Raw genomic sequence first — 26309 nt, forward strand, 5'->3', positions numbered from 1 at the left:
GTGCTGTGCTACGGCTTAAGCCTTGCGCATCGACACCAGCACGCCGCCAATCACCAGCACCGCTGCACCGACAAACCGCAGGGTCAGCGGCTCTGCCAGAAACGCCATGCCACCCGCCATGGCGATCACCGGCACGGTCAGCTGCGCCACCGCCGCGCGGCTTGCGCCCAGCCCCGGCAGGATCGCATACCACAGCGCATATCCCAGCCCCGAGGTGATCACGCCAGAGACCACCGCCAGCGCCACGCCCTGCCCGCTCAGCGCCGCAGCACCGCCGATCACAATTTCGCCAGCCAGCGCCCAGCTCAGCAAAACCGCCACCGGCGCGGCCAGAATGAAGTTCATCGCCGTGGCCTGCGTCGCATCTGATTCTTTGCGTCCCTGCAGCGAATAGATGCCCCAGCCAAGGCCCGCCGCCGCCATCGCTGCCGCATGGGCCACCGACACGGCACCGCCCGCGCTCCCGCCTGAACCCGGCGCAAGCAACCAGACCAGCCCCGCCAGCGCCAATCCGGCACCAAGCCATCGGGTCATCGGCATGTCTTCACGCGCCACCACCGCGCCGCCAAACATGGTGATTTGCACCACGCCAAACAGGATCAGCGCGCCAAGCCCCGCATCCAAGCCGCGATAGGCCAATGAGAAGCCAAAGATATACGCCAGAAGGCCCGCCACCGCGACGCCGCGTCCAACGCCGCCAATGGCAAAGCCACGCTTCTGCCAGGCAATCAGCACCCCCAGCGCCAGCGCGCCGGAGACAAGCCGGATCACACCAAAGCTCATGGCATCCATGCCAAGCCCGCCCACAGCGGCGCGGTTCAGAACAGAGTTCGCGGCAAAGGCGGTCATCGTGATGGCGGTCAGAAGCAAAAGTCTCATACCGCCCTGAGTGACACGCGTGGCCGGGACGAGCAAGCCATCCCGACCACGCGCAGCCCCGGGTGTCGCCGCCGGACCAAAGCAGCAACAGAGGGGCCGGGCTTAATGCAAGGCAACGAGACATTTCGCGATACCGCATCGAGCGGAACGCGGCACCGCCACGCTGGGGGGAGCTGTCAGCCCCGCTACCTTTGCTCAGCCATCACGTCGCGCGCAAAGTCCTGATTGCGCGCCTTATCTCCAATCCACATCGCCATATAGCGATCCCGAATATTGTCATGCTGCAGGGTGCAGGTCTGGGTGCCATTCACCCAAAACCGCAACGCATCCGCACCTCTGGGGGCCGCCACAATCCGGTCGCCCGGCTGGATGTCGCGGTAACAACTGGTCAGCTTGGACAGGATATCCGCGTGATCTGCCTGTTCGCCTTCAATCCGTGTCAGCTCTTCCAGCGACGCCCGCAGTAAAATCTTGCGCCGGATCTTGCGCTGATATTCGATCTTCAGCGCATATTTCCCATCGCGGTCAAATCCCTGCCCCTGCGGTGCAAACATCTGTGCATCATAGACTTTCAGACCCAGATAACGAAACTGTCCTGAGCCCAGCGCCTGAGGCTGCCCCAACAGGCTCTCCACCTCCGGCGCGGCGGTGGCAGAGGTCTCCGCCTTGGCGGTTGCCCCCCAGCCGAGCGCAAGCGCGAGCGTAAGGCAGAGCATCAAAGAGCGTTCCCGGATCGGCATTCTAAAATGCATGGTTGTCGCCCTCCCTTGCGCGCTTTAGGTCCACCCCCGCCCAGAATTCAGACCAGTATTCAGAGTTTTTCTGGCCGGTTTGAGAAAGATACGCAGAGAAAAGGCGCCCGGATCACTCCGAACGCCTCTGTTTTGGGGAGAAAATGACGGCTACTTGCGCCCCTTTCGCCCTTTATGGGCTTTGGTGACGGTTTTGATCATCTTGCCGAAGTTTTTGTCATAGGCCCGTCGCTCTGCCAGCGAGGCGGTGTTGTGCCGCTCCTCTGCCTCCAGCTTGCGCCACCGCTCCAGCCGATCCGCATCCAGCGTGCCCGCCGCAATCGCCGCACGCACGGCGCACCCCGGCTCGCTTTCATGGGCGCAATCGCGGAATTTGCACTGCGTCGCCAGCTCGACCACATCGGCAAACAAATCCGCCAAGCCGTCACCTGCCTCCGCAAGCTGCAACTCGCGCATCCCCGGCGTGTCCAGAATGGCCAGTCCGGCCTCGGTGAAATGCAACTGCCGCGCCGTGGTGGTGTGCCGCCCGCGGCTGTCATCCTCACGGATCGCCCCGGTCTCGGCCTGCTCACTGCCAAAGAGCGCATTGACCAACGTGGATTTCCCCACACCGGAGGTGCCAAGGAACGCCACCGTCTGCCCCGGCGCGCACCAGTCGGCGAGCTTTGCGGCAGGTTCTTCGCTTTTGGCGTTCAGCAACACCACCGGCACCCGATCCGAAATCCGCTGCGCCTCGTCCACAAAGGGCGCGGTGTCTTCACACAGATCCGCCTTGGTCAAAACGATCACCGGCGTCACATCCGCCTCAAAGGCCAGCGCCAGAAACCGCTCCAGCCGCGCCACGTTGAAATCATTGTTGCAGCTGGTCACCACAAAGGCGGTGTCCACATTGGCGGCAATCATCTGAATGCTGCGGTCGTGCCCGGCGGCGCGGCGTTTAAACAGGCTCTTGCGCTCCAGCACTTCGCTGTGGCTCGGCAGCTCCGCATTATACAAAAGCCAGTCCCCCACCGTGGCCTCAGGCCCCGGCGGGATCAGCGCCTCAATGCCGTCGCCGCGCACACGCAATCCGTTGCGATGCACTTCCACCACCCGCACCGGCGGAGAGGCCTCCAGAGCATCGAGATCGGTCTGCTGGGCAAAGAAAGGCTGCCAGCCCAGAATATCCAGCGGCGCGCGCTTGGGGGTGTCAGAAGGGGTGCCACTGCTGGGCAAAAATTGGGAATAGTCCCGTGTCATTGGTCATGAACTCTCATGGATCAGCCACACGCTGCGCATCTGGCCGAAAGGTAACAGAAAATAGTGGGGGCACAAACGCTCAGCCCCGCGCCAAAGCGCTTGGGTCGCTGATCTGTTGGTGCATCGGGTGGGCACTCTGCCACCCGCCATGTTCAGGCATCCTGATACCGGGCCATAAAACCTCCATCTGAGTTGCCCTAGCTCTACGCCCAAGGCCCGCGCGCGTCAATTATTCAGCCCGCGTGGCGCGCCACAAAATCCTGCATCATCGCCACCAGCATCGGCGCCTGTTTCGGCGTGATCACATGCCCCATGCCGTCAATCGCGTGATAGTCACACCCGGGGATCAACCCGGCAATCTCCGCCCCCGCCTCCGGCGGGATCAACGTGTCGCTTTCGCCGTGAATGACCTGACAGGGCACCGTCACTTGGGTCAGATCATGCCGTCGGTCTGTGGAGGCAATCACCGCCAGCACCTGCCGGTTCACACCTTCCGGATCAAAGCCCCGGTCATAGGCCAGCCCTGCCTGCGCCGTCAGCTCTGCTTCTGTCATCGGATAAGCCGGGCTGCCCCAGAACTCATATTCCCGCAGCGCATTGGCAATGAAATCCTCCCGCGCCACCGGATGCGCCAACAAGGTTGCCAGCCACTCCGCGTTGCCCCCGCGCTCCGCAAAGGGGCGCGCCGTGGCCATCACGATGGTGCCGCTCAGCAAACGCGCGGCGTGATCCATGCACAAGAGCTGCACAATCGCCCCGCCCATCGACATGCCAAACACATGTGCTGTCTCGATGCCCAGCGCATCCATCACGCCAATGGTGTCCGCCGCCATGTCATTCAGACGATAAGCCGCTGGCACCGCGCCCTCCGCCAAGGCCTGCGCCGTAATCGCCTCCGCCTGACTGGGCACGCCCTCCTTGGGGCAGCGCTGCGACAACCCCACATCGCGGTTGTCAAACACCACCACGCGAAACCCAGCGTCGGCCAGACCCTGCGCAAATTCTGCAGGCCAATGGATCAGCTGCGACCCCAACCCGCGAATAAGCACCAGCGGCACGCCTTCGCGCGGTCCGTGATCTTCCACCTCAATCTGAATGCCATTTGCCGTGATCTGCATCTTCTACCCTTTGTGCTCTTGCCGCAGCACGTTCTTCTGCACCTTGCCCATGGTGTTGCGCGGCAGGGCGTCCATGATCTGATACACCCGCGGATGTTTGAACCGCGCCAGCCGTTTGTCCACCTCTGCCTTGATCGCCTCCACGTCCAGCGTGGCACCGGGCTGCGCCACCAAAGCCGCAATCACGCTCTCGCCAAAATCCGCATGGGGCACGCCATAAACCGCGCTTTCAGAGACCCCTTCCAGATCGTTGAGCACATCCTCAACCTCCTTGGGGTAGATATTATATCCCCCTGAGATGATGAGATCTTTCGCCCGCCCCACAATGGTCACGCGCCCATCCGGTTCCATCACTGCCAAATCGCCGGTGATGAAAAACCCATCCTCGCGCAACTCCTCAGCAGTCTTTTCCGGCATCTGCCAATAGCCCTGAAACACATTGTCCCCGCGCACCTCGATCATACCGATCTCCCCATAGGGCAGGGTCGCGCCGGTCTCCGGATGGGTGATCTTCACCTCGGTGCCCGACAGCGCATAGCCCACGGTGCCCGCCACCCGCGCGCCCGTGTAAGGGTTGGAAGTGATCATATTGGTCTCCGTCATGCCGTACCGCTCCAAAATGCGGTGCCCGCTGCACGCCTCAAAGGCCTGATGGGTCTCTGCCAGCAACGGTGCTGAGCCGGAAATAAACAGCCGCATATTGGCGCAAAGGTCTTTGTCAAACCGCGCATCGCCAAGTAGCCGCGTGTAAAACGTCGGCACGCCCATCATCAGCGTGGACTGCGGCAAGGCGCTCAGGATCATCTCCAGATCGAACTGCGCCATCAGCCGCACCCGCGCGCCGGCCAGCAGCGAGGTGTTCATCGCCACAAACAGCCCATGGGTGTGGAAAATCGGCAAAGCATGAACCAACTTGTCCTCGGATGTGATCTGCCACAGATCGGTCAGCGACTGCGCATTGGACAGCAGGTTTTTATGCGACATCATCGCACCTTTGGAGCGTCCGGTGGTGCCGGAGGTGTAAAGCAACCCTGCCAGATCCTCTGGCCCGCGCGCCACCGTCTCAAACGCTGCAGGCTGCGCATCCGCCGCCGCGCTCAGGCTCCCGCCCTCTGCGGTCAGGGTCAAAACCTGCGCGCCCACATCCGCTGCGATCTCTCCGATCTGCGCCGCATCTTTGGCGTCACAGACAATCAGCTTGGGTGTCGCGTCTTCGCAGAAATAGCGCACCTCCTCCTGCGTATAGGCGGTGTTGAGCGGCAGATAGACCGCCCCCGCCTGCAGCGCGCCGCCATAAAGCGCCAGCGCATCGCGCGTCTTTGGCCCCTGCACCACCACCCGCTCACCGGGCGCCACACCGGCCTCTGCCAACACACGCGCCATCTGCGCGGCCCGGGCCACAAAATCCTGATAGGTCACCAGAACCCCGTCATCGCACTCCAGAAAAACAGCCGAATTCTGCGCATGAGGCGCAATCAATGCGTCATAAAGTGTGTTGGTCACGCCGGTTCATCCTTCGTCGGTTTGGCTTGCGGGCCGACCTTTGGGCATCCCGACAGGATTTTCAAGAACCATAAAACAAAGCCTGCGCCCCCATTTTCCGCCCAAAACAAGAAACTTCTGTAACAGCCGTTGACTCCCCCGCATTCGCCCCCTACCTCTTTCGCCGTTAGCACTCGCCATTAGGGAGTGATAACGGCTCCGCTGAGGAGTCAGGGAGACACTTTAATTAGGGAAACCTAGTCATGGCTTTTACACCTCTGCATGACCGCGTGCTCGTTCGCCGCGTTGAAAGCGACGAGAAAACCGCAGGCGGTCTGATCATTCCAGACAGCGCCAAAGAAAAACCAGCTGAAGGCGAAGTTGTATCCGTGGGCGCAGGCGCACGTGACGACAAAGGCGCACGCGTCGAGCTCGACGTGAAAGCGGGCGACAAAGTCCTGTTTGGCAAATGGTCCGGCACCGAAGTCACCGTTGACGGTGAAGAGCTGCTGATCATGAAAGAATCCGACATCATGGGCATCATTGCCTGATCGTCTGACCGCAATTTACGAATTTAGGAGCCTATAAAATGGCAAAAGACGTCAAATTCGACACCGAAGCCCGCAATGCAATGCTGCGCGGCGTGAACGTTCTCGCAGACGCAGTCAAAGTGACCCTCGGCCCAAAAGGCCGTAACGTTGTTCTGGAGAAATCCTTCGGCGCACCACGCATCACCAAAGACGGTGTCTCTGTGGCCAAAGAGATCGAGCTGGAAGACAAGTTCGAGAACATGGGCGCACAGATGGTGAAGGAAGTTGCTTCCCGCACCAACGACGAAGCCGGCGACGGCACCACCACTGCAACCGTTCTGGCACAAGCCATCGTGCGTGAAGGCCTCAAGCAGGTTGCTGCTGGTCTGAACCCAATGGACCTGAAGCGCGGCATCGATCTGGCAACTGCGAAAGTTGTTGAAGGCATCAAATCCGCATCCCGCGAAGTTGCTGACTCCGCAGAAGTTGCTCAGGTTGGTACCATCTCCGCAAACGGCGAAGCCGAAATCGGCCAGCAGATCGCAGACGCGATGCAGAAAGTTGGCAACGAGGGCGTGATCACCGTTGAGGAAAACAAAGGTCTGGAAACCGAGACCGATGTTGTTGAGGGTATGCAGTTCGACCGCGGCTACCTCTCCCCTTACTTCGTGACCAACGCAGACAAAATGATCGCTGATCTGGACGACTGCATGGTGCTGCTGCACGAGAAGAAACTGTCTTCCCTGCAGCCAATGGTTCCACTGCTTGAGCAAGTGATCCAGTCCCAGAAGCCTCTTCTGATCATCGCAGAAGACGTGGAAGGCGAAGCGCTGGCAACTCTGGTTGTGAACAAACTGCGCGGCGGCCTGAAAATTGCTGCTGTTAAAGCACCTGGCTTCGGCGACCGCCGCAAAGCCATGCTGCAGGACATCGCAATCCTGACCGGTGGTCAGGTTATCTCCGAAGATCTGGGCATGAAGCTCGAGAACGTCACCATGGACATGCTCGGCACCGCCAAGAAAATCGAGATCACCAAAGACGAAACCACCATCGTTGACGGTGCAGGCGAGAAAGCAGAGATCGAAGCACGCGTGGCTCAGATCCGCACTCAGATCGAAGAAACTTCTTCCGACTACGACCGTGAGAAGCTGCAAGAGCGCGTTGCCAAACTGGCAGGCGGTGTTGCTGTGATCCGCGTTGGCGGCATGACCGAAGTGGAAGTGAAAGAGCGCAAAGACCGTGTGGACGATGCTCTGAACGCAACCCGCGCAGCTGTGCAGGAAGGCGTGATCGTCGGCGGTGGTGTTGCTCTGGTTCAGGCTGGTAAAGCACTGGAAGGTCTGGAAGGCGCAAACGCTGACCAGAACGCGGGCATCAACATCGTGCGCAAAGCCATCGAAGCACCTCTGCGTCAGATCGCAGAGAACTCCGGTGTTGACGGTGCCGTTGTGGCGGGCAAAATCCGCGAGAGCGACGACACCTCCTTCGGCTTCAACGCACAGACCGAAGAATATGGCGACATGTTCTCCTTCGGTGTGATCGACCCAGCCAAAGTGACCCGTACCGCTCTGGAAGACGCGGCCTCCGTTGCAGGCCTGCTGATCACCACCGAAGCGATGGTTGCAGACAAGCCAGCCAAAGAAGGCGCAGGCGCACCTGCAATGCCTGACATGGGCGGCATGGGCGGCATGATGTAATCACAACTCCCGTCAGGGATTGTGATGGCGATAGTGCCTTGGCCCCGCAAGGGCCAAGGTCACGAAAGCCTCCGCCAGACACGTTTCAAAGGGTCGCCTTCGGGCGGCCCTTTTTCGCTATGTGCTGCAAGAAACGCCCAAGCCCGGATGACCAATCCGGGCAGCGCCCGACCCTCCCCATGGGAGGGCGCATTTGCGTCGTTCTTCTCTCCCCAAAACGGCAGAGTCTCTTGGCCAGATAAACTGCCAGACACGACCGCACCTAGCGCCCACCCAGGCTCAGGCGCTGCCCTTCTGATCTGCCACTTTCCATACCAGCTGCGCCCTTGTTCCGGGCCCACCACTTAGTTTACCTAAAGGCCTCTCCCGGAGCTCGAAATGTACAACCCCAAAGGCAACAGCAAAGACAAAACCACCGACGGCGTCCTGTTCACCGAAACCGCGCCGCCGGAGCACCTGCGCGGCATCGTTCATCGCTTCCTATCCCTTCGCACACCAGAGCCTCTGCCTGCCGACTACCGCTTCCACGCCCTGCCCGACGCCTGCACCTACATCGTTTTTGACCAACGCACCCCGGAGATCACCGGCGTCACCCGCCTCAGCGCCTCTGCCGAAGAGCTGAACCTCGGCCGCAGCTTCCACTTCCTCAACATCCGCTTCCTGCCCGGCGTCTGGCAACGCGACCGCGCGCCCATCTCCCATGGCCTGATCGACCAGCCATATCTCGGCACGCTGCCCCTCAAAGACATCAACGCCGCGCTTATTGGCCAAACCCCAGACGCCCAGCAGACCGCGCTTATCTCCTTCGTCGAAGACCTCCACACCCGCGGTATCCTCATCGCAAACCCCGTCACGGAAAAGATCTTCGCGCGGATCGACACCATCCATTCCGTCGCAGACATGGCCGCGACCGCACAGCTCTCCCCGCGCCAGCTCCAGCGTGTGCTCAAACAAACCACCGGCTTTACGCCCCACGACTTCCTCAAAGTCCTGCGCCTGCAACAATCCCTTGGCGGCGAGCCCTCGCTCTCCTACGCCGACCAATCCCATTTCATCCACGCCTTCCGCCGCGCCACGGGCTACACACCCGGCCAGTACGCGCGCAAATTCGATGTCTGAAATCTACAATACGCCACCCGCCGCGCCGCCTAAGCTCCCTGCATGACCACATGCACAGGAGCGCCTCATGCCCAAAATGAACACCATCGGCTGGTTTGACATCTACGTCACCGACCTCCCCCGCGCCGCCGCCTTTTACGAAACCGTGTTTGACTGCAGCTTGGAAGACATCGGCGACCTCACCGGCGAAACCCAAATGCGCGCTTTTCCAACCGACATGAGCCTTTACGGCGCAGGCGGCGCCCTCTCCAAATCACCCCACGCCCAACCGGGCGCAGGCGGCACCATTGTCTATTTCAACACCAAAGACTGCACTGCTGAGGAAACCCGTGTCACAGCCGCCGGCGGCCAAGTCCTGCGTCCCAAGTTCTCCATAGGCGAATTCGGCTTTGTCTCGCTCTGCAAAGACACCGAAGGCAACATCTTTGGTCTGAGCTCCATGGCCTAGACAGCGACCACGGATTAAGAAGCGCGGGCGGGGCGTAGCGCAAAGCCCCACCTTTCCTGCCAAGCCGCCCCCCCCCCCTCGCAATCCACCGCCGCCTCCCCTATCTCTCTGAGAACACAGCCAAACCGGATCAGACGACATGCATGTTCTCACGGTGATCGACCACCCCAACCCCGCCTCTTTCAGCCATGCGGTTGCCGCCGAATTTATGCGCGGAGCACAGGCAGCGGGTCACACCACCGAGCTGGCCGATCTCAACGCAGAAGGCTTCTCTCCGCTCTGGTCCATGGCTGATATCGAGAGCACAGACACGCCCCCGCCCGACGTGCGGCGCGAGCAGGAGCGCGTCGAGCGGTGTGACGCGATCTGCCTTGTCTTCCCGCTGTTCTGGTGGGGCATGCCGTCGATGATGAAAGGTTGGATGGACCGTGTTTTTAGCTGGGGTTGGGCCTATGATCAGCTCGATGATCCCGAACAAAGCCTGCTGAAACCCCGCACCGGCGTGTTGCTCATCCCCGCAGGCGCGCGCTCTGACGAGATGGAAGAAGAGGGCTATACGGCAGCGCTTAACACCCTCTGGAGCAAAGGCACCTTTGGCTACTTCGGCCTCGCCCCGCTCAAGATCGAACTTCTGAACGGCACCACCGGCTCCGCCCCCCGCCGCGCCGCGCTCCTTGAGCGCAGCTACCAGACGGGCCTCACCTTGGAACCGCCAACAACGAGCTAGACCGCCTTAGGCGTCCCTAAACTCCGACCGTCGCTCACCCGAGCGCCACCCGGTCAAAACCCGTGCGACATTGTCTTGAACGGGCCGCGCGCTATCAATCTCCAGATCATAGACCCGGCCCTCATGCACCTGATGGAAATCCTGCGCGGCACTCCCCAGAGGGCGATCCCCCCGCGCCTGCTCCCGCGCTTCTAACGTCTGCAAAGCGCAATGCAGCCCAACAAAATACACATCAAACGGCGCCAGCAAGCGCTTGAGGTCATCCACCCAGCGCGGATCATCCAAAATATGTTCAATGATCAGATTGTTTCCAGCTGCGGCATAGGCCGCGAGCGAGGCATTGAATCCGTCAAACACCGACACGCGTGCATCGCGCCAATCAAAATCTCCATTCGCAAAGCGCTCAGACGGCAGCACACCGCTATCACGCAGATGATCAATCGAGATGTGCCAGAACGGCAGCTCAATGACCTGCTGCAAGGCCCGCGCAAGCGTCGTTTTCCCGCTGCTTGAAGGGCCATGTAAAAGAATGATCTGTCCCGACACGCACGCCTCCCTTTTTGACCCGTCAAATGGACCCTAAACGCCCCCGCGCCCAGGCCAAAGCCTCCGCCTCAACCCGCTGCACAAAGGCGTCTTTGCCGTCAATATACGCCTCCCAATCGCCGCGCCCTTCCGCGATCAGCTGGCGTTTCAACGCGCCATAATCCGCCGCCACCTCCGGATGCGCCCGCAGGTAGTCGCGAAACGCCAGATGGCGTACCACATGGGCAGAGCCTCTTTCAAACACATGCAAGTGATGGCTGCGCTGCCCCGCAGCGTCCATCTTGCGAAAATACCGCCGCCTCGGGATGCCGAGCTCTCCCATCACCTCATAGCCCAGCGCTTCAAACTGCGCAGTGGCCGCATCCACCGCCGCCAGATCCGCCACCTCACCAAGCAGATCTAGGATCGGCTTGGCCACCAGTCCGGGCACAGAGGTACTGCCAATGTGATACAACTCGATCGCCTCTGCGCCCAGTGCCGTGTGGATCGCAGCCGCCTCTTTCGCAAAGCCCGCCGCCCATGCGGGATCATGTTCCACAACCAAAACCATGCCGCTGCATTAACCTTTCAAGTCCAAAAAATTCCACCTCCGCGAAACAGCCGCAATACCGACGCGATACCGACGTGCCAACAGGGCCACTTTTGCAGATTAATGCACCGTCCCGGCGCAACGCTTAACCCGCATCTGCCAGCGCCGCCACGCCAGATTCGCTCAGCATATAGACGCCTTTTTCGACCTTCTCAAACCAGCCATAGTGGTTGTCCCGCATCAGGGTGGTTGCGTTCTCCACACCTGTGCCACCGGCCACATCCCGCCCCCGGCTTGCGCCGTTTTCATTGAGATAGACCGCGCATTTTTCCGCATCCTGACGGTAAACCGTCACGGTTGCGCCGCGCGTCCCGCCCACATTCGGATCTCCCTCAAGGCGCGAAAACGCCTTTAAAAGCTTGACCTTACGGGCCTTGGATTTTCTCGGTTGAAACGGCACCGGATCACAATGCGCCTCCACCGCGCCATCCTTGAGCCGCACCGAAAGCACCCCGATGCCAAGCCGTTTGCACAGGCCAATATTGCCGGAAAACGCCTTCCATCCGGCCCGCCCCTTCCAGCGCGGCACCGCCACATAGACCGCATCCGTCACCGCCTGCCGTGCCACCGCCTGTTGCAGCAACGCGAGGGAGAAACCAGTCTTTAACTCTATGATGACAGGCTCTTCCCCTGCCCGCATCGCCACCACATCCGCAGCACCAACTTCGGCTTTCACCTCAAATCCCCGCACCTCCAGCCAGGCTTTGATCGGGGCATAAAGCTCTGTTTCGGCGATCTTGCTCATACCTCTTGGTAGCGACAATTTGGGCAAATGCCCACCACGCTTTGCCAGACGGTAAGCGCGCTCTTGAGCGCAGGAGGCAAACTGCTAATTTGGCGCCAATTCCTATGAGGTTTCTGATGCGCATTTTCACGACGATGTTGTTTCTGCTCGGTTTTTCCGGGGCAGCCATGGCCAATTGCGAAGGCCCAAACCAGTTTGAGCAGCGCCCCTTGGCGGAACGCACGGCGATGCTTGAAGCCGCCGCACAAGCGCCCTTCTCCGAAGGTCTGCTCTGGCAGGTGGAGAAAGACGGGGTTGTCTCCCACATCATCGGAACCTTCCATCTGCACCTGCCTGAGCACACCGCCACCGTAGAGCGCCTGCGCAGCCTCACGCCACCGCCCCAGCAGCTCTTTATGGAGATGACGTCGGAGGCCCAACTTGGCTTTCAGCGTCACCTGACCCAAAATCCGGAGCTCTTTTTGATCCAGTCCGGCCCCTCCCTGATCGACCGTCTCGGAGATGAGAACTGGGCCAAAGTCTCTGATCAACTGAAGGCCCGTGGCATGCCGCCCTTCCTGGCTGCGCGCTATCAGCCTTGGTTTCTGGGCATGACGCTGATGGTGCCACCCTGCGCCTTTGATGTTGTTAAATCTGGCAAAAAAGGGCTGGATCTGCAGATTGAAGCGCTTGCCCAAGCGCGTGATCTGCCCCGGCATTCTCTGGACGACACCGAAAGCCTGATTGGGCTTCTGGCTGGCGACCCGATCGAGCAGCAGGTCGATGATCTGCGCTGGAGCCTTGATCTGGGCACTGATCTTTCGGGGGCTGATATGATCCCCACGGTGATCGACATGTATCTCTCTGAAACCATTCAGCTTATCTGGGAACTCAACCGTGCGGACATGCTGCAGGCAGCGCAGGGCGATGCCGACGCAGAGCGCATCGCCACCCTGCTTCAGCAGGTCGAAGAAGACCTGATCAAAACCCGAAACACCGCTTGGGTCAAGACCCTCGCCCCCGCGCTGGCCAAGACCCCTTCGCTTGTCGCCTTTGGCGCGCTGCATCTGCCCGGCGACCACGGCGTTCTGGCCCAGCTTGAGGCGGCAGGCTTCACCGTGACCCGCCTGCCGCTCTAGGCCAAATCGCCGCCCCGGCGCCTGCCCCCGTGACAAAGCCCGCGCGCCCTTCTATAAGGCGCGCAAATCCGCAATATTCCCCTGTTTTCTAAGGACCTCTCGACATGACCATTCAGGTTTTTGGCCACAAGTCTCCTGACACCGATTCCACCGGCTCCCCCATCATCTGGGCGTGGTATCTATCTGAAATCAAAGGCACCCCAGCCGAAGCAAAGCTGCTGGGCGAGCCCAACACCGAAGCCGCATGGCTGCTGGAGCGCTGGGACCTGACCAAGCCAGAGATCATTGCCGACGTCGCAGATGACGCCGCCGTGGTGATTGTCGACACCAACAACCCGGCCGAGCTGCCAGCCAACATCAACGGCGCAGACGTTCAGGCGATCATCGACCACCACAAGCTGGTCGGCGGTCTGGAAACCAAAGGCCCGATCGACATCACCATCCGCCCGGTGGCCTGCACCGCGACCATCATGCACGACCTGATGGGCGACATCGACATGCCAGACTGGATCAAAGGCACCATGCTGACCTGCATCCTGTCTGACACGCTGGAATTCCGCAGCCCGACCACCACCGACCACGACAAAGCTGTGGCCGAGAAACTGGCCGCTGATCTGGGCATCGACATCCCGTCTTATGCTGCTGATATGTTTGCCGCAAAATCCGACGTGTCTTCTTTCTCCGACGCAGAGCTGCTGCGCATGGACTCCAAAGAATACGAAGTCGACGGCACCAAATTCCGCGTCTCCGTTCTGGAAACCACCTCTCCTGCCATCGTGCTGGACCGTAAAGCGTCCCTGATGGACAGCATGACCACCGTGGCCTCCGAGGATGGCGTGGATCAGGTTCTGCTCTTCGTGGTGGACATCCTGAACGAAGAAAGCACCCTGCTGGTGCCAAACGATCTGGTGAAAACCGTTGCAGCGAAGTCCTTTGACGCAACCGCCGAGGGTGACAGCGTCGTGCTGCCAGGCGTTGTGAGCCGCAAAAAGCAGATCATTCCAAACCTCAAAGTCTGATCGCGCACATATCTCAAAACAAAAGGCCGGTGTGTCCCCACACCGGCCTTTTTCTATGCCACAACCACTCCGTAGGGTGCGCAATCTCTGCGCACCTCACCAATCATTTCGCCACAGCCCCCTCAGGCAACGCCCCTTCCGCCAGCCACTCCCACAGCTCCGCCCAAAGCGCCTCTCGCCCTTTGCGAAACGCTCCTTCGTGACCCAGCTTCTTGACACCCAGCGCCCCTGGTTTGCGCAAAGCCAAATGCTTCTCTGCATGGGAGTAATAAGACAGCGTGTCTTCCGAGGCGGCCTCAGTTGCAATCGGATCATCACTCAGGGACCAGGAACATATCGGGGCGGTCACCTGATCGTAGTGATGCGGGTATTTGCCTGAGGCGAGGTCCGGCAACAGATAGCTCCTCCGGCTGCTCCACCGCCGCCATGTCCGAAACACCTTAGGCGGCAGAGCCTCTCCGCCCCAGATGCCGCCGGCCGGAATAAATCCATATCGCGCAAGGCAATAGCTGCCATAGCCCCACCACCAAAACAGCTCCAGCGGCCAATTAGCTAGCTTGTGCAGCCGCCAGTATCCACTGCCCACCGCCACAAAAGCATGTCGCACCGCCAGCGTATTGTTCTGCGCAAACCCGACAAACTGCCCGCCAACGCTGTGTCCCAATGTGGTCAGCGGCAGCTCCTCCGCTTCCTGCGCCAACCAGCTTAGCGCCGCCGTCATATCCTGCCGTCCCCAGTCGGGGTAGTCGATCTTCGATGCTGCAAGGTCCTTTGCCCCGCTCTCGCCAATTCCCCGAAAATCATAGGTCAGCACCACCGCCCCCCGCGCCGCCAGATAGGCCGCCGCATGACGATAAAACCTGCGCGGATATCCGGTCCCTGCCGAAATCAGGATCGCCACCTGCGGCGCAGCCCCTCGATAGAGCGTGCCGGCCAACGCGGTGCCATCCTCCGTGGTGAGCGTTACATCTTCGACAGCAACTTCACTCATATCCAACATCACACCTACTCCTCAGAAAGGTCCACCTGATCAATGATCTCTTCCGCATTCTCAGCCATATGGCTCAGGAACCGCCCGATCACCTCCTGTTCAGCCTCGTCAAAAGGCGCGAGCAGAAGCCCGTTGATGTGCTGAACCAAAGGCAACGTGCGGTGCAGTAAGTCCTGCGCAGACGGTTCAAGGTATACTCTCACCACGCGCCCATCAGCATCCTCACGCGCACGACGGACAAAGCCGCGCTCCACCATACGGTCAATCAACCCGCTGAGGCTTGATTTGCGCATCGAAAGCGCCTTGGCCAAATCGGTCACCGTTTGACCGTCCTCTTTGGACAAAAGCGCCAAGACACCGTGTTGCGGCATCGACAGCCCAGCCTGGGCTTGCGTCTTTCGCTCAGACGCCCGCGCCAGCGCCGCATAGGCTTTGTTGATCAGAAAAAACAGACGGGGTTGTCTGGCCATTTTGGTTCGCATCCGAATTTGTTTCGTCTAATTCGTATACGAACCATCTGCTTTGACAAGCCATCTTGACGTTGACGTCACGCCAACCAAAAAAGGGCGAGAGAAACCCCCTCGCCCTTTCTGTGTATCAATTTGGAAGACCTAGATCAGCTCCGGCTCAGATCACTCACCGCAATTGGCGCGCCGTCTTTGAGCACCGCAACGCCACAGGCGGGCACTGTCAAATCCCCAAGGCTTTCCGCAAAGCCATTGTAGTTGATCACAAATTCCAGCTCTCCAAAGCGGCGTTTGCGCAGGCCTTCCGGCACGGGGCTGACAGTGAAACCAGCCTTCGCAGCCACCATAGCCACAAGCCGATCCCACAACGCATCGTCGGGGAAGCTGCCGAGATACCAACGGTCTCCCTGCCCCATCAGCACCGGCGCGCCAGCCTCGGTTGCCAGCAACACCTCTGCTGCGCCGCTCAGCCGTTCGTGCCAGTGATCGGCCACACCACCGCCAGCAACCGGTATCCCCGCATGAGGTGGCATGCTTTCAATCAGCTCAACGCGCACATCCAGCCCCGGCAACTCCGGGCGTCCACCCGCAGGGATAAAGAAGTCTTCGGTAATCGCCCCTGTGCGCGGCCCGTAGATGCCCAGCGCGCCAGCCGCACTCACCGCCTCCACCAATGCCGGATCCACCGTCGCCACGCCCGGTGTAAACACCGCTTTGTAGCCTGTGAAATCCCGGCAAGATGCGCTTACGATGTCCACCGAAAGCCCCGCACGGCGCAGCCCGCGGTAGGCCGAAAACACCAGTCTGAAATAGTCAAACCCAGCGCCCTGCGGCTGTGTGTGCCAAGCCCAATCCGAAGGATAATCAAACACCAGCGCCACTTCGGCCTGCTGTGTCTCTTGCGAGGGCAAAGCGGCCAATATCTTGGCCACCGCGCGCGCCTCATCCATGCCCGGTGCTTCACGACCATCGGGCGTTTGCAGCCCGGCGTGCATCTGCTCCTGCGCAAAAGGTGCCTGCCGCCAGCGGAAATAGCTCACCACCTCTGCCCCATGGGCAAAGGCCTCCAGCGACCACAGCGCCACCATCCCTGGCAAAGGCGCGGGGTTGTACGGTGCCCAGTTTACCGGGCCGGGTTGCTGTTCCATGACCCACCAACGGCCCTTGCCTACCGCACGATAAAGATCGTGGTGGAAAGCCTGCATGTCGGGATCGCCCTGGCGCAGGAACCGCGCCTTATGGTCCTCTGACGCTTCCAATCGGTCAGACAGGAAGCCAATCGGATAGCTGTCCCAGCTCGCGATATCGAGATCTTCGCCCACGTCAAAATGGTCAAATTCCAGAATGCGCCCCATGTAGTTGTGGATCAGCGGCGCATCCGTGTGGGCGCGCAGAATATCGGTCTGCACCTTGTTAAACGCCACCACCTGGTCCGAAGAAAACCGGCGGAAGGCCAGCACATGTGCGGGGTTCGGCTCGGTCACCGTGAGGTTGGGCAAGTCGATCTGATCAAAGGAGAAATACTCCATCGACCAGAAGATATTGCCCCAGGCCTCATTGAGAGCCTCAACAGTGCCATAGCGCGCCTTGCACCAGGCTTGAAACGCGACCTTTGCAGGTTCTGAATAGCTGATGATCGTGTCGTGACAGCCGTACTCATTGTCGGTCTGCCACGCAGCCACATATGGGTTACTGCCATAGCGCTCCGCAATGATCTTGGTGATCCGCGCGCTTTCCGCCTTAAACCCTTCATGGCTGAAGCAATAATGCCGACGGGAGCCAAACTTGCGCGGATTGCCAGCCTCATCCACCGCCAGCATGTCGGGGTGTTTGTCGATCATCCAGCGCGGCGGTGTCGCGGTCGGTGTGCCCAGCACAACCTTCAGGCCAGCGCTGCCCAGCACCTCAATCGCGCGGTCCAGCCATTCCAGCGTCAGCGTGCCCGCCACAGCCTCCATGCGGCTCCAGGCAAACTCGCCAATCCGCACCCAGATGATGCCTGCCGCGATCATATTGGCAGCATCTTTCGCCCACATCTCCTCCGGCCAGTGCTCCGGATAATAACAGACGCCCAGCTCTTGCTTCATAGGATCACCCGCGGTTCCGCAACGCCCTGACCGGCGTTTTCCTGCACAAATGTCATACCGTTCTGTGGCTCAGCAGCCAGAACATCAGCCGCCAGATCTTCCGCCGCTGTGGTGACATAGAGATCACGCAGCTCGGGGCCACCAAAGGCCGGACAAGAGGCTTGTACCCCGCCCACCTCCACGGCCTTCACAAAGCTGCCCGCAGGATCATAGACCGCCACACGCGAGGCCCCCCATTGCGCGATCCAGACATTGCCTTCGGCATCCACGACCGCGCCATCCGGGTTCAACCCTTCCGGCTTCAGGTCGAGATAAACCTCCGCCGCGCCCTCAGGCCAGCCGGTCTCCGGATCCACGCTTTGGCGCATCACCTGCCCTGTTGGCGTGTCGGTGTAATAGGCACAGGCGCGTGTCTGATCAAAACAGATCGCGTTGGAGATGGTGATGTCTCCAACCACCTGGCGCAGTTCCCCTTTGTAGAAGCGATAGATCGCCCCTGCTTTGGCCTCCGCAGATTTCCCCATGGTTCCGATCCAGAAACCGCCCCAAGGATCCGCGCGCCCGTCATTGGAGCGGGTCACCGGATTGTCGGCTTCCAAATCGACCACATGCTCCCGCAGGCCGCATTCCAGATCCATCCGCCACAGCGCGGTCTCTGAGGCCACGAGGAGTGTCTCCTCATCCACCCAACCAGCGGCGGAGAAGAACTCATCAAACACCCATTCCTGCTGCACGCCCTCTTTCTGGGTCAGCAGGCGTTTGCCTTTGATATCAAACCAGTAAAATTGCTCACGCACCGGATGCCAGAGCGGCCCTTCACCCAGTTCACAGACCCGATTGTCAAAGACCACGCTCATGCCATGGCCTCATCATAGGCCGCCACAATCGCATCTGCCTTGGCGCGCACATCAGCTGCACTCATCCCCGGCTTGTAGATCGCAGAGCCGATGCCAAACCCGCTCGCGCCTGCCGCGACCCACTCACCAAAGTTATCCGGCCCCGCACCGCCCACAGCATAGACTGCACGGTCTTTGGGCAGCACGGCGCGCATCGCTTTAAGGCCTGCTGGCCCCGCCATATCACCGGGGAACAGCTTCAGCCCTGTTGCGCCAGCCTTCAGCGCGGCAAAAGCTTCTGTCGGGGTGAACACGCCGGGCCAGCTTTCCATGCCAAGGCTTGCGGTATGGGCAATCACGTCCACATCGCAGTTGGGCGAAACAATCAACTGCCCACCAACCGCTTTCACCGCGTCCACCTGCGCCACATCGAGCACCGTACCCGCGCCCACAAGCGCTTGCGCGCCGATGGATTTTGCCAGCAACCCGATGCTCTCCAGCGGCTCCGGCGAGTTCAGCGGCACCTCGATCTTATCAATGCCTGCAGCGAGAATTTCCTGTGCAATCGCGTCCACTTCGCCCGGGGTCACCCCGCGCAAGATCGCAATAATCGACCGGCTCATGTTGTTATCCCAAAAGGTTGCGCGCGGCGATCAGCCCCGCAAGTGTCATTTCCTGGCAGTCCACCACAGAGACAAACCCGCCCTGCGCCTTGAGCGCCTCAGCGTAGATATTTGAAAGCGCCGCATCGCCAATCACTGCGATCTGCTGCCCCAGCCAATAGGGGCGCGATGCCGCCAACTCAGCGCCCAGCAAAAGGCCGGAGAGCCGCGCACGGCCAACAGCCGCAGGCGTCGCCTCCAGCAGGTCGCTGGCCCGGATCGCAAACAGCTCTGTCGCGAGATTTTCCGGGCGCGACAGCGTTACATCCATGCCCGCGCGGAAGGCCTCTTCGTCCCAGCCTTCGCCAACCGAGTGCTGCAGCACCGACTGTTTGGACAGAAGCGCAAACATCTCTCCGGTCATGAAGGTGCGAAAGCTCACCACCTCGTCCGCGCTCACGTGCACCCATTTCGTATGGGTCCCCGGAAGGCACAAAACACCGTCCCAGTTCTGATGCTTGGACAGAAACCCAGCAACCTGGGTCTCTTCGCCCCGCATCACATCGGCGGGTTTCATCTGCTTCAGGCCCGGCACCACATGCACGCGCAGGCGCGCATCCGTGTCTGGCACGCGAATGATCCGTTCCGCCAAGGCAGGCGCAGGCACCGCGCTATAAGGCGCCTCAACCCAACCCTGACGCGCGCCAACCATGCCGCAGGCAATCACATCGGTCACGCCATCGCCCAGCCAATCGCCAACCAGCGCCATCAGAGCTGGCTCAAACTCTGCCTTGCTGAGCTTGGACATGCCCTGCTCGGACTCTGCCGTGGCCAGCACCCTCTCGCCCGCCATAGCAAAGACCCGCAACCGAGAGGTGCCCCAATCCACCGCAATCCATTCTGCTTGCACGCTCATCACTTACCCCGAAACCACAACGCCGCCGTCCACTGCCATACATTGGCCCGTCATCATCCGGCTGGCATTGGAGGCGAGATACAGCGTCGGATCGATCATATCCTCGGGCTTCAGATGCTCTTTGAGGCACTGACGCTCCATATGCGCCGCCAGCGCCTCCGGCTCGGCCCACATGTCCAATTGTTTCTGGGTCAACACCCAGCCAGGTGCCAGCGCATTGACGCGAATGCCTTTTGGCCCCAGCTCCCGCGCCAGCGAACGGGTCATCCCCGTGATCGCCGCATTGGCCGCCGTGTAAATCGGGTAGCCTGCGTTGCCCATGATGTAGCTGATCGAGCTGAAATTGATGATCGAGCCGCCGTCCGTCATCTGCCGCGCCGCTTCCTGACAGGCAAAGAAATAGGCTTTCTGGTTCACCGCCTGCATCCAGTCGTAGAACGCTTCGTCCACCTCATCGAGTGCATGGCGCTGGTCGTTGGCGGCGTTGTTCACCACCACATCCAGACCGCCGTGTTCTCCCACCGCCTGCTGGATGGTCTCGCGCAGACGCGGAATGTCAGAGATATCACCCTGCATGAACAGAGGCGTTGCGCCGTGTTTGGTTTCCATCTCTGCGATGAAGTCATCCGCAGCGGAGCGCCCGATGATGGCCACCTTTGCGCCCTGCGCCATGAACCCGTCGGTCAGGGCCGCGCCGATTCCACTGGCCCCGCCTGTGATGTAAACGGACTTGCCTTTGAGATCTGGAAAAATCGTGCCTGCCATCAGTGGCTCTCCCGTGTGACCAAACGTGTATCCTTGCCGACGAGGAAGTCGAGGTCCGCACCTTTGTCGGCCTGCAACACGTGGTCGTAATAAAGTTTTGCGTAGCCGCGTGTATAATGCTCTGGATCGGGCTGCCAGTCGGTACGGCGCGCCTCAAGCTCTGCTTCATCCACCAGCAGCTCCAGCACACCGTTTTGCGCTGACACTTTGATGCGGTCACCGGTTTTCACCAGCGCCAGCGTGCCCCCGGCCTGTGCTTCCGGGCTGACATGCAGGATCACCGTGCCAAAGGCCGTGCCTGACATACGCGCATCCGACACACGGATCATATCTCGCACGCCCTCTTTCACCAGCTTGGCCGGAATCGGCATATTGCCCACCTCCGGCATCCCCGGATAGCCCTTCGGGCCACAGCCTTTCAGCACCAGAATAGTTTCCGGCGTCACCGGCAGATCGTCACGGTCAATATTGGCTTTCAGGTCTTCGATGTTCTCAAACACAAAGGCCTCGCCCTCATGCTCCAAAAGCGCATCCGTCGCCGCGGAAGGCTTCACAATCGCCCCGTTGGGCGCAAGATTGCCCCGCAGCACACGCAGACCGGCGGCGGGTTTAACCGGATTATCGAGCGGGCGGATCACGTCGTCATTATAGATCTCAGCCCCCTCGTGATAGGTCGCAATATCTTTGCCCAACACGGTGTTGGCCGGACGCACGTGATCCTTCAACTGGCTCAACACGGCAGGCACACCGCCTGCATAGCAGAAATCTTCCATCAGGTATTTGCCCGACGGCATACAGTTGACCAGCAGCGGGATGTCTGAGCCGATCTCAAAATCTTTCAGCGTCAGGTCCACACCCACACGGCCCGCAAGCGCCAGCAAATGCACCACAGCGTTGGTGGAGCCCCCCACTGCCGCATTGGCCAGAATGGCGTTTTCAAAGGCTTCTTTGGTGAGGATGTCAGAAGGTTTCAGATCCTCATCCACCATCTCCACAATGCGTTTGCCGGTCAGATGCGCCAGCGCCATCCGGCGCGCATCCACCGCAGGCAATGCCGCATTGGTCGGCAGCGCCATGCCCATGGCTTCCACCAAGGAGGCCATCGTGGAGGCCGTGCCCATGGTCATGCACACGCCCGCGCTGCGGCTCATGCCGCTTTCCGCATTCATGAAATCCTGCAAGGTCATCTCGCCCGCGCGGACCTCTTCAGAGAACTTCCAGACATCGGTGCCAGAGCCAATGTCCTTGCCCTTGAACTTCCCGTTCAGCATCGGGCCGGAGCTCACAACGATGGTCGGCAGGTCCACAGACGCCGCGCCCATCAGCTGCCCCGGCGTGGTCTTGTCACAGCCGCCCAGCAGCACAACACCGTCAATCCCATAGGCGCGGATGCTCTCTTCCACATCCATCGCCAGCAGATTGCGGAACAGCATCGCAGTGGGCTTCATCTGGGTTTCACCCAGCGACATCACCGGGAACTCGACCGGGAAGCCACCCGCCTCCCAGACCCCGCGCTTCACGCCTTCGGCCAGCGTGCGTAGACCCGAGTTACAAGGCGTCAGCTCCGACCAGGTGTTGCAAATCCCGATGATCGGGCGCCCATCAAAAGCGTGATCCGGAAAGCCTTGGTTTTTCATCCAGCTGCGGTGAATGAACCCGTCTTTGTCCAGCTTGCCATACCAATGCTGGGAGCGGCGTTTCTTGGTCATACTCGTTTTCCTTCAATCACCCACATCCGGTCCGGGAAGGACCACGGCAGGATGAGTCCGTGTTGCATCAATATCTGGCCACTCACCGTGAGCGGCCTGTCTTTTATCGGCATCTCGCGACGGGACAAATGATGTGCCTCATCGCGGTTGATCAGCTCAATTTCATAGCGCGCATCCGGCTCCAAACCCGTGAGCCTCAGAGGGCGCGGCATGATCTGACTCCCGGTGTCCGCCTTACCGGCAAAAACCACAAAGCGCGTCTTGTCCTGCGCCAGTTGCTGCTCCGCAATCACACTGCTGTCCGCAACGTCCAGCCGCAGAATGTCCGCTGACATGCGCCAGTCCCGATTGACCTTCCACCACGCGGTGACACGGCGCAGCACCTCCGCTTCCGCATCGGTCAGCTCACGGGGATCCATCTCAAACCCCATATGCCGCTGCGCCGCCACCCAGGCGCGGAAATGGATGTCATGCACCCGTCCGGAGGTGTGACAATGGCGTGGCCCAACGTGGCTGCCGGTGATCGCCGCGGGCAGCATCAGCGCCGCATCATGCTGAATGCGCAACCGCTCCAGCGCGTCATTGCTGTCACTCAGCCAAACCCGCTGCGTATGGCGCAAAATCCCCGCATCGATCCGCCCCCCACCAGAGGCGCAGCTCTCGATTTCCACCTGCGGGAAAGCCGCGCGAAGCGCCCCCATCAGCGCATAGATGCCCTCCGCCTGCGCCGCATCGGCCACGGGCAGCAAGCGGTTGTGATCCCACTTGATGTAATCAATGTCGTGGCTTTCCAGGATCGCGCTGATCTTGCCGTAAAGGTGGTCGCGCACCTCAGGATTGGCCATATCCAGCACCCGCTGCTGGCGCCCTTCGATCTGATCCACCGGCCCCAGGATCCACTCCGGATGTGCCCGTGCCAGATCACTGTCGAGGTTGACCATCTCCGGCTCAAACCACAGGCCAAACACCATCCCAAGCGACGCCACATGATCAATCAGCGGGCTCAGCCCGTCCGGCCACTTGCGTGGATCAATGTCCCAATCCCCAAGGCTGGAGGTGTCGTCATCGCGCTTCCCGAACCAGCCATCGTCCAGCACAAAGCGCTCCGCGCCCAGCGCCGCCGCCCGGTCGGCAATCGCCTTGAGTTCCTCAAAGTCGTGGTCAAAGTAGATCGCTTCCCAGCAATTGTAGTGCACCGGGCGCGGACGCTCCGGATGCGGCCAGGTCACCACATGCTCCTGCAGATGGCGCTGAAACGCCACCGCGCAGCCATTCAACCCTGTGTCAGACACCGAGAGATAGAGCTTTCCGGTCTCAAACCGCGTCCCTGTGCGGCGCGTTCCGGTGGCATGGCCCCACTGGATCTGACGCCGTCCATCGGGCAGCTCTTCGGCATACATCACGTGCCCACCGGACCAGCCGTAGTGCATCGCAAAGACCTGGCCTTGTGTATTGCTTGCGCCCTGCTCAGGAAAATAGGCCAGCGGCGGGTGCTCCTGGCCGGAACGGCCCGTGCGCGCCTCCCGCATCAGAACCCCTGCGCGCCATGGGCTGCGTTCCATCTGAAACTCACCAACCCAGCGGCCCGAGAAATGCAAAATCTCCGCCCCCATCTGCGCCCCCGGCAACACCGGCGCGGCCAGATGGTGCAGGGTGATCTCCGCATGGGAGGACAGCGTGGTTGACGCGGCAATCACATCGCCCTCAACGGCGAAAGTGAAGGTCAGGATCAGCTCGGCCTCCGCGTCCTCGCAGACAAAGCGCGCGCCGTCGGCCTCAACCAGCTTGAAACGTGGATAAAGCGCCTGCCCATCGCGGTAAGCCACCAGCCCCGCTTGCCCCTGAAAGCTGTTGCCCGCTTCCGGACACAGCGACAGGGCGGGCAGTGCGTCGATCATGCCGCCGGTCACGTCTCGCGCGGTCACCGCTGCAAGTGCGCTCAAATCGTCTCCCACAGGCAACGGAGCGCCCCAGTAGAGCGCGCCGGGCACGCCCCCGTCTGAACCAAGCACCAATGTCTGACCCGGCGCATCAATGCGCCAGGTTTGCAAAGCTTGCGTCACTTCACAGCTCCCAAAGTGAGACCGGCAATGAAGTGCCGTTGCATCAGGAAGAACATCGCCACAGGGGGCAGCGCCGCCACAATCGAGCCTGCGCTCATCAGGTGGTACGCCGCACGATACTGCGCGTTAAACGAGGTGATCCCCGCGGTCACAGGCTGGCTCTCCGCCCCTTGTGTCAACACCACCGCCCAGAAGTAGTCGTTCCAGATGAAGGTGAAGATCAGCACCGACAGCGCCGCCAAAGCCGGTTTCATCAGTGGCAGCACCACATACCAGAAGATGCGCCACTCGCTCACGCCTTCCACCCGTGCCGCCTCAATCAGCTCAAATGGCAGAGCGCGGATGAAGTTGCGCATAAACAGTGTGCAAAACCCGGTCTGGAAGGCCACATGGAACAGCACGAGACCGGTCTTGGTGTTGTAAAGCCCCATGTCCAGCGTCAGGTCGCGCACCGGCACCATCAGGATCTGAAACGGCACAAAGTTTCCGGCCACAAACATAAAGAAGATCCAGAGGTTGGCGCGGAACTTGTAAATCCCAAGCGCAAACCCCGTCATCGAGCTCAGCGCCACCGCCCCGATCACCGTTGGAATGGTGATCATGAAGGAATTCAGCAGATAGCGCGGCATATCGGAGTCAAAGAAGACCCGCCCATAGTTCGCTGCCCCCTCAAAGCTTGACGGCAGCCCCCAATAGTTGCCGGAGGTGAAATCCGCATCCGGCTTGATGGAGAACAGAGCCACGGCCAGCAGTGGCGCGAGCCAAAGCAGCAGCGCAATCGGCAGCATGGTCTTGTAGGCAAGCTGCGCGGCATGAGGCTGTTTTTCAATCGGTTGTGGAAACATCTCAGCGCCCCTTCTCTTCGCGGTACATCGACCACAGGAAGTAGGTGATAAAGCAGAGCATGATCAGGAACAGCACCACGGCAATCGCCGCACCATAGCCCATGCGGAAACCGTATTCCGACAGCGCCACTTCAAACATGTAGTAAGCCAGCACACGCGAGCTGCCAAACGGGCCGCCCTGTGTCATAATGGAGATAAGATCAAACGAGCGCAGCGCCCCGATGATCGTCACCACAAAGGCAATGAAGGTCGCCGGGCGCAGCTGCGGCAGGATAATGTGCCAGAGCATTTTCCAGCCCTTCGCCCCATCCAGACGCCCAGCCTCGATCTGCTCCGGATCCACCGCGTTCAGGCCGGTGAGGTAGAGGATCATGCAGTAAGCCGTCTGCGGCCACAGACCCGCAGCAACGATGCCGTAGGTCACAAGGTCTTCGTTCCCAAGCACATTGATCGGGCCCATGCCGACCCAGCCCAGCATCGTGTTCAGCAGGCCGAAGTTCGGATCGTAAAACCAGCTGAACACCAGACCAACCACCACTTGGCTGATCACGAAGGGAAAGAAAAACAGCGACTTATAGATACGGATGCCCGCGACGGTCTGGTTCAGAAACAGCGCAATGAACAGGCCAGCAGGAATGGCAAGCAGGTAGAGAAACAGCCACAGCACGTTGTTTTTCAACGACACAAAGAAGGCGTCTCGATCTACATACTCCCAATAAAGGTCTTCATAGTTGCGAAAGCCCACATAGGTCTTTTCGCCCAACCCGTCCCACTCATAGAGCGACAGGTTGAAAGATTGGAACACCGGCGCGATCACATAGACCGCGAAAAACAGGATGCCCGGCGCCAGGAAAACCCAGGGCGCGATGCGCTGTTGATTGCGGTGGAACCAGCTTTCGGTTTCAGGAATTTCAGAAGAAACGGTCATAACATAACCCGGGGTTTGAGGGCTGAGAGGCGGAGAATTCCCCCGCCTCTCGTGTCAAACGGCGGTCAACTGGCCAGACGGCCAAGCCAACG

General features: G+C 60.5%; 26 protein-coding genes. 7 read left to right on the forward strand and 19 right to left on the reverse strand.

What is annotated here, in order from left to right; genetic code table 11:
• Positions 1-15 precede the first annotated feature (15 nt).
• The 5 genes from ACO07T_RS06775 to ACO07T_RS06795 form a co-directional block, all read right to left on the reverse strand.
• Positions 16-879: an EamA family transporter gene (locus ACO07T_RS06775; RefSeq protein ID WP_422048767.1), complete on the reverse strand. Its 864-nt coding sequence runs from the start codon at positions 877-879 to the stop codon at positions 16-18.
• A 185-nt stretch (positions 880-1064) separates the two neighbouring features.
• The gene (locus tag ACO07T_RS06780; protein ID WP_209087567.1) at positions 1065-1631 is read right to left on the reverse strand and encodes a hypothetical protein; all 567 of its coding nucleotides are present in this window, start codon (positions 1629-1631) and stop codon (positions 1065-1067) included.
• Positions 1632-1781: 150 nt separating this feature from the next.
• Positions 1782-2870 (reverse strand): ribosome small subunit-dependent GTPase A, encoded by a 1089-nt coding sequence (gene rsgA / locus ACO07T_RS06785; protein WP_422048768.1) that lies wholly within the window; start codon positions 2868-2870, stop codon positions 1782-1784.
• 233 nt (positions 2871-3103) lie between these two features.
• A complete protein-coding gene (locus tag ACO07T_RS06790; RefSeq protein WP_422048769.1) occupies positions 3104-3988 on the reverse strand; it encodes an alpha/beta fold hydrolase in 885 nt (294 codons plus the stop codon).
• 3 nt (positions 3989-3991) lie between these two features.
• Positions 3992-5491 (reverse strand): malonate--CoA ligase, encoded by a 1500-nt coding sequence (locus ACO07T_RS06795; protein ID WP_422048770.1) that lies wholly within the window; start codon positions 5489-5491, stop codon positions 3992-3994.
• A 242-nt stretch (positions 5492-5733) separates the two neighbouring features.
• On the opposite strand from ACO07T_RS06795, the gene ACO07T_RS06800 reads away from it, so the two are divergent.
• The 5 genes from ACO07T_RS06800 to ACO07T_RS06820 all read left to right on the forward strand — a co-directional run bounded on the left by ACO07T_RS06800 (position 5734) and on the right by ACO07T_RS06820 (position 9991).
• Positions 5734-6021, forward strand: coding sequence for a co-chaperone GroES (locus tag ACO07T_RS06800; protein ID WP_209064394.1), 288 nt, complete (start codon positions 5734-5736; stop codon positions 6019-6021).
• A 38-nt stretch (positions 6022-6059) separates the two neighbouring features.
• Positions 6060-7697, forward strand: coding sequence for a chaperonin GroEL (gene groL, locus ACO07T_RS06805; RefSeq protein ID WP_422048771.1), 1638 nt, complete (start codon positions 6060-6062; stop codon positions 7695-7697).
• A gap of 378 nt (positions 7698-8075) precedes the next feature.
• Positions 8076-8816, forward strand: coding sequence for a helix-turn-helix domain-containing protein (locus ACO07T_RS06810; protein WP_422048772.1), 741 nt, complete (start codon positions 8076-8078; stop codon positions 8814-8816).
• Positions 8817-8883: 67 nt separating this feature from the next.
• The gene (locus ACO07T_RS06815) at positions 8884-9264 is read left to right on the forward strand and encodes a VOC family protein (RefSeq protein ID WP_422048773.1); all 381 of its coding nucleotides are present in this window, start codon (positions 8884-8886) and stop codon (positions 9262-9264) included.
• Positions 9265-9403: 139 nt separating this feature from the next.
• A complete protein-coding gene (locus tag ACO07T_RS06820; RefSeq protein ID WP_422048775.1) occupies positions 9404-9991 on the forward strand; it encodes an NAD(P)H-dependent oxidoreductase in 588 nt (195 codons plus the stop codon).
• A gap of 6 nt (positions 9992-9997) precedes the next feature.
• On the opposite strand, the gene ACO07T_RS06825 is transcribed toward ACO07T_RS06820, so the two are convergent.
• The 3 genes from ACO07T_RS06825 to ACO07T_RS06835 all read right to left on the reverse strand — a co-directional run bounded on the left by ACO07T_RS06825 (position 9998) and on the right by ACO07T_RS06835 (position 11871).
• A complete protein-coding gene (locus tag ACO07T_RS06825) occupies positions 9998-10537 on the reverse strand; it encodes a chloramphenicol phosphotransferase CPT family protein (RefSeq protein ID WP_422048776.1) in 540 nt (179 codons plus the stop codon).
• Positions 10538-10559: 22 nt separating this feature from the next.
• Entirely contained in the window at positions 10560-11087 is a 528-nt protein-coding gene (locus ACO07T_RS06830) for a GrpB family protein (RefSeq protein WP_422048777.1), read from the reverse strand.
• A gap of 124 nt (positions 11088-11211) precedes the next feature.
• The gene (locus tag ACO07T_RS06835; protein ID WP_422048778.1) at positions 11212-11871 is read right to left on the reverse strand and encodes a DUF2161 domain-containing phosphodiesterase; all 660 of its coding nucleotides are present in this window, start codon (positions 11869-11871) and stop codon (positions 11212-11214) included.
• Between the two features lie 116 nt (positions 11872-11987).
• Between ACO07T_RS06835 and ACO07T_RS06840 the strand changes: the two genes are divergently transcribed.
• Both ACO07T_RS06840 and ACO07T_RS06845 read left to right on the forward strand, forming a co-directional pair.
• Positions 11988-12989: a TraB/GumN family protein gene (locus tag ACO07T_RS06840; RefSeq protein WP_422048779.1), complete on the forward strand. Its 1002-nt coding sequence runs from the start codon at positions 11988-11990 to the stop codon at positions 12987-12989.
• A gap of 104 nt (positions 12990-13093) precedes the next feature.
• Positions 13094-14008, forward strand: coding sequence for a manganese-dependent inorganic pyrophosphatase (locus ACO07T_RS06845; RefSeq protein WP_422048780.1), 915 nt, complete (start codon positions 13094-13096; stop codon positions 14006-14008).
• A gap of 103 nt (positions 14009-14111) precedes the next feature.
• Here ACO07T_RS06845 and ACO07T_RS06850 read toward each other — a convergent pair whose 3' ends face one another.
• The 11 genes from ACO07T_RS06850 to ACO07T_RS06900 form a co-directional block, all read right to left on the reverse strand.
• Positions 14112-15008 (reverse strand): alpha/beta fold hydrolase, encoded by an 897-nt coding sequence (locus tag ACO07T_RS06850; protein ID WP_422048781.1) that lies wholly within the window; start codon positions 15006-15008, stop codon positions 14112-14114.
• Positions 15009-15013: 5 nt separating this feature from the next.
• Positions 15014-15469, reverse strand: coding sequence for a MarR family winged helix-turn-helix transcriptional regulator (locus tag ACO07T_RS06855; RefSeq protein WP_422048782.1), 456 nt, complete (start codon positions 15467-15469; stop codon positions 15014-15016).
• Between the two features lie 146 nt (positions 15470-15615).
• Positions 15616-17553, reverse strand: a complete 1938-nt coding sequence (locus ACO07T_RS06860; RefSeq protein WP_422048783.1) for a beta-galactosidase — start codon at positions 17551-17553, stop codon at positions 15616-15618.
• Positions 17550-18410: an SMP-30/gluconolactonase/LRE family protein gene (locus ACO07T_RS06865; RefSeq protein ID WP_422048784.1), complete on the reverse strand. Its 861-nt coding sequence runs from the start codon at positions 18408-18410 to the stop codon at positions 17550-17552. Before ACO07T_RS06865 ends, ACO07T_RS06860 begins: the two co-directional genes overlap by 4 nt.
• The gene (locus ACO07T_RS06870; protein ID WP_422048785.1) at positions 18407-19012 is read right to left on the reverse strand and encodes a 2-dehydro-3-deoxy-6-phosphogalactonate aldolase; all 606 of its coding nucleotides are present in this window, start codon (positions 19010-19012) and stop codon (positions 18407-18409) included. Before ACO07T_RS06870 ends, ACO07T_RS06865 begins: the two co-directional genes overlap by 4 nt.
• A gap of 4 nt (positions 19013-19016) precedes the next feature.
• Positions 19017-19907: a 2-dehydro-3-deoxygalactonokinase gene (locus ACO07T_RS06875; RefSeq protein ID WP_422048786.1), complete on the reverse strand. Its 891-nt coding sequence runs from the start codon at positions 19905-19907 to the stop codon at positions 19017-19019.
• 3 nt (positions 19908-19910) lie between these two features.
• Entirely contained in the window at positions 19911-20672 is a 762-nt protein-coding gene (locus ACO07T_RS06880) for an SDR family NAD(P)-dependent oxidoreductase (protein ID WP_209064356.1), read from the reverse strand.
• Positions 20672-22381 carry an IlvD/Edd family dehydratase gene (locus ACO07T_RS06885; RefSeq protein WP_422048787.1) on the reverse strand — a complete coding sequence of 570 codons (1710 nt, stop codon included), beginning with the start codon at positions 22379-22381 and terminating at the stop codon, positions 20672-20674. Before ACO07T_RS06885 ends, ACO07T_RS06880 begins: the two co-directional genes overlap by 1 nt.
• Entirely contained in the window at positions 22378-24444 is a 2067-nt protein-coding gene (locus tag ACO07T_RS06890) for an alpha-galactosidase (protein ID WP_422048788.1), read from the reverse strand. Before ACO07T_RS06890 ends, ACO07T_RS06885 begins: the two co-directional genes overlap by 4 nt.
• Positions 24441-25289, reverse strand: a complete 849-nt coding sequence (locus ACO07T_RS06895; protein WP_422048789.1) for a carbohydrate ABC transporter permease — start codon at positions 25287-25289, stop codon at positions 24441-24443. The genes ACO07T_RS06890 and ACO07T_RS06895 overlap by 4 nt, the downstream gene beginning before the upstream one ends.
• A 1-nt stretch (position 25290) precedes the next feature.
• Positions 25291-26217, reverse strand: a complete 927-nt coding sequence (locus ACO07T_RS06900) for a carbohydrate ABC transporter permease (RefSeq protein WP_422048790.1) — start codon at positions 26215-26217, stop codon at positions 25291-25293.
• Positions 26218-26309 lie beyond the last annotated feature (92 nt).

The sequence above is a fragment of the Shimia sp. genome, assembly GCF_965227725.1.
GTDB lineage: Bacteria > Pseudomonadota > Alphaproteobacteria > Rhodobacterales > Rhodobacteraceae > Shimia.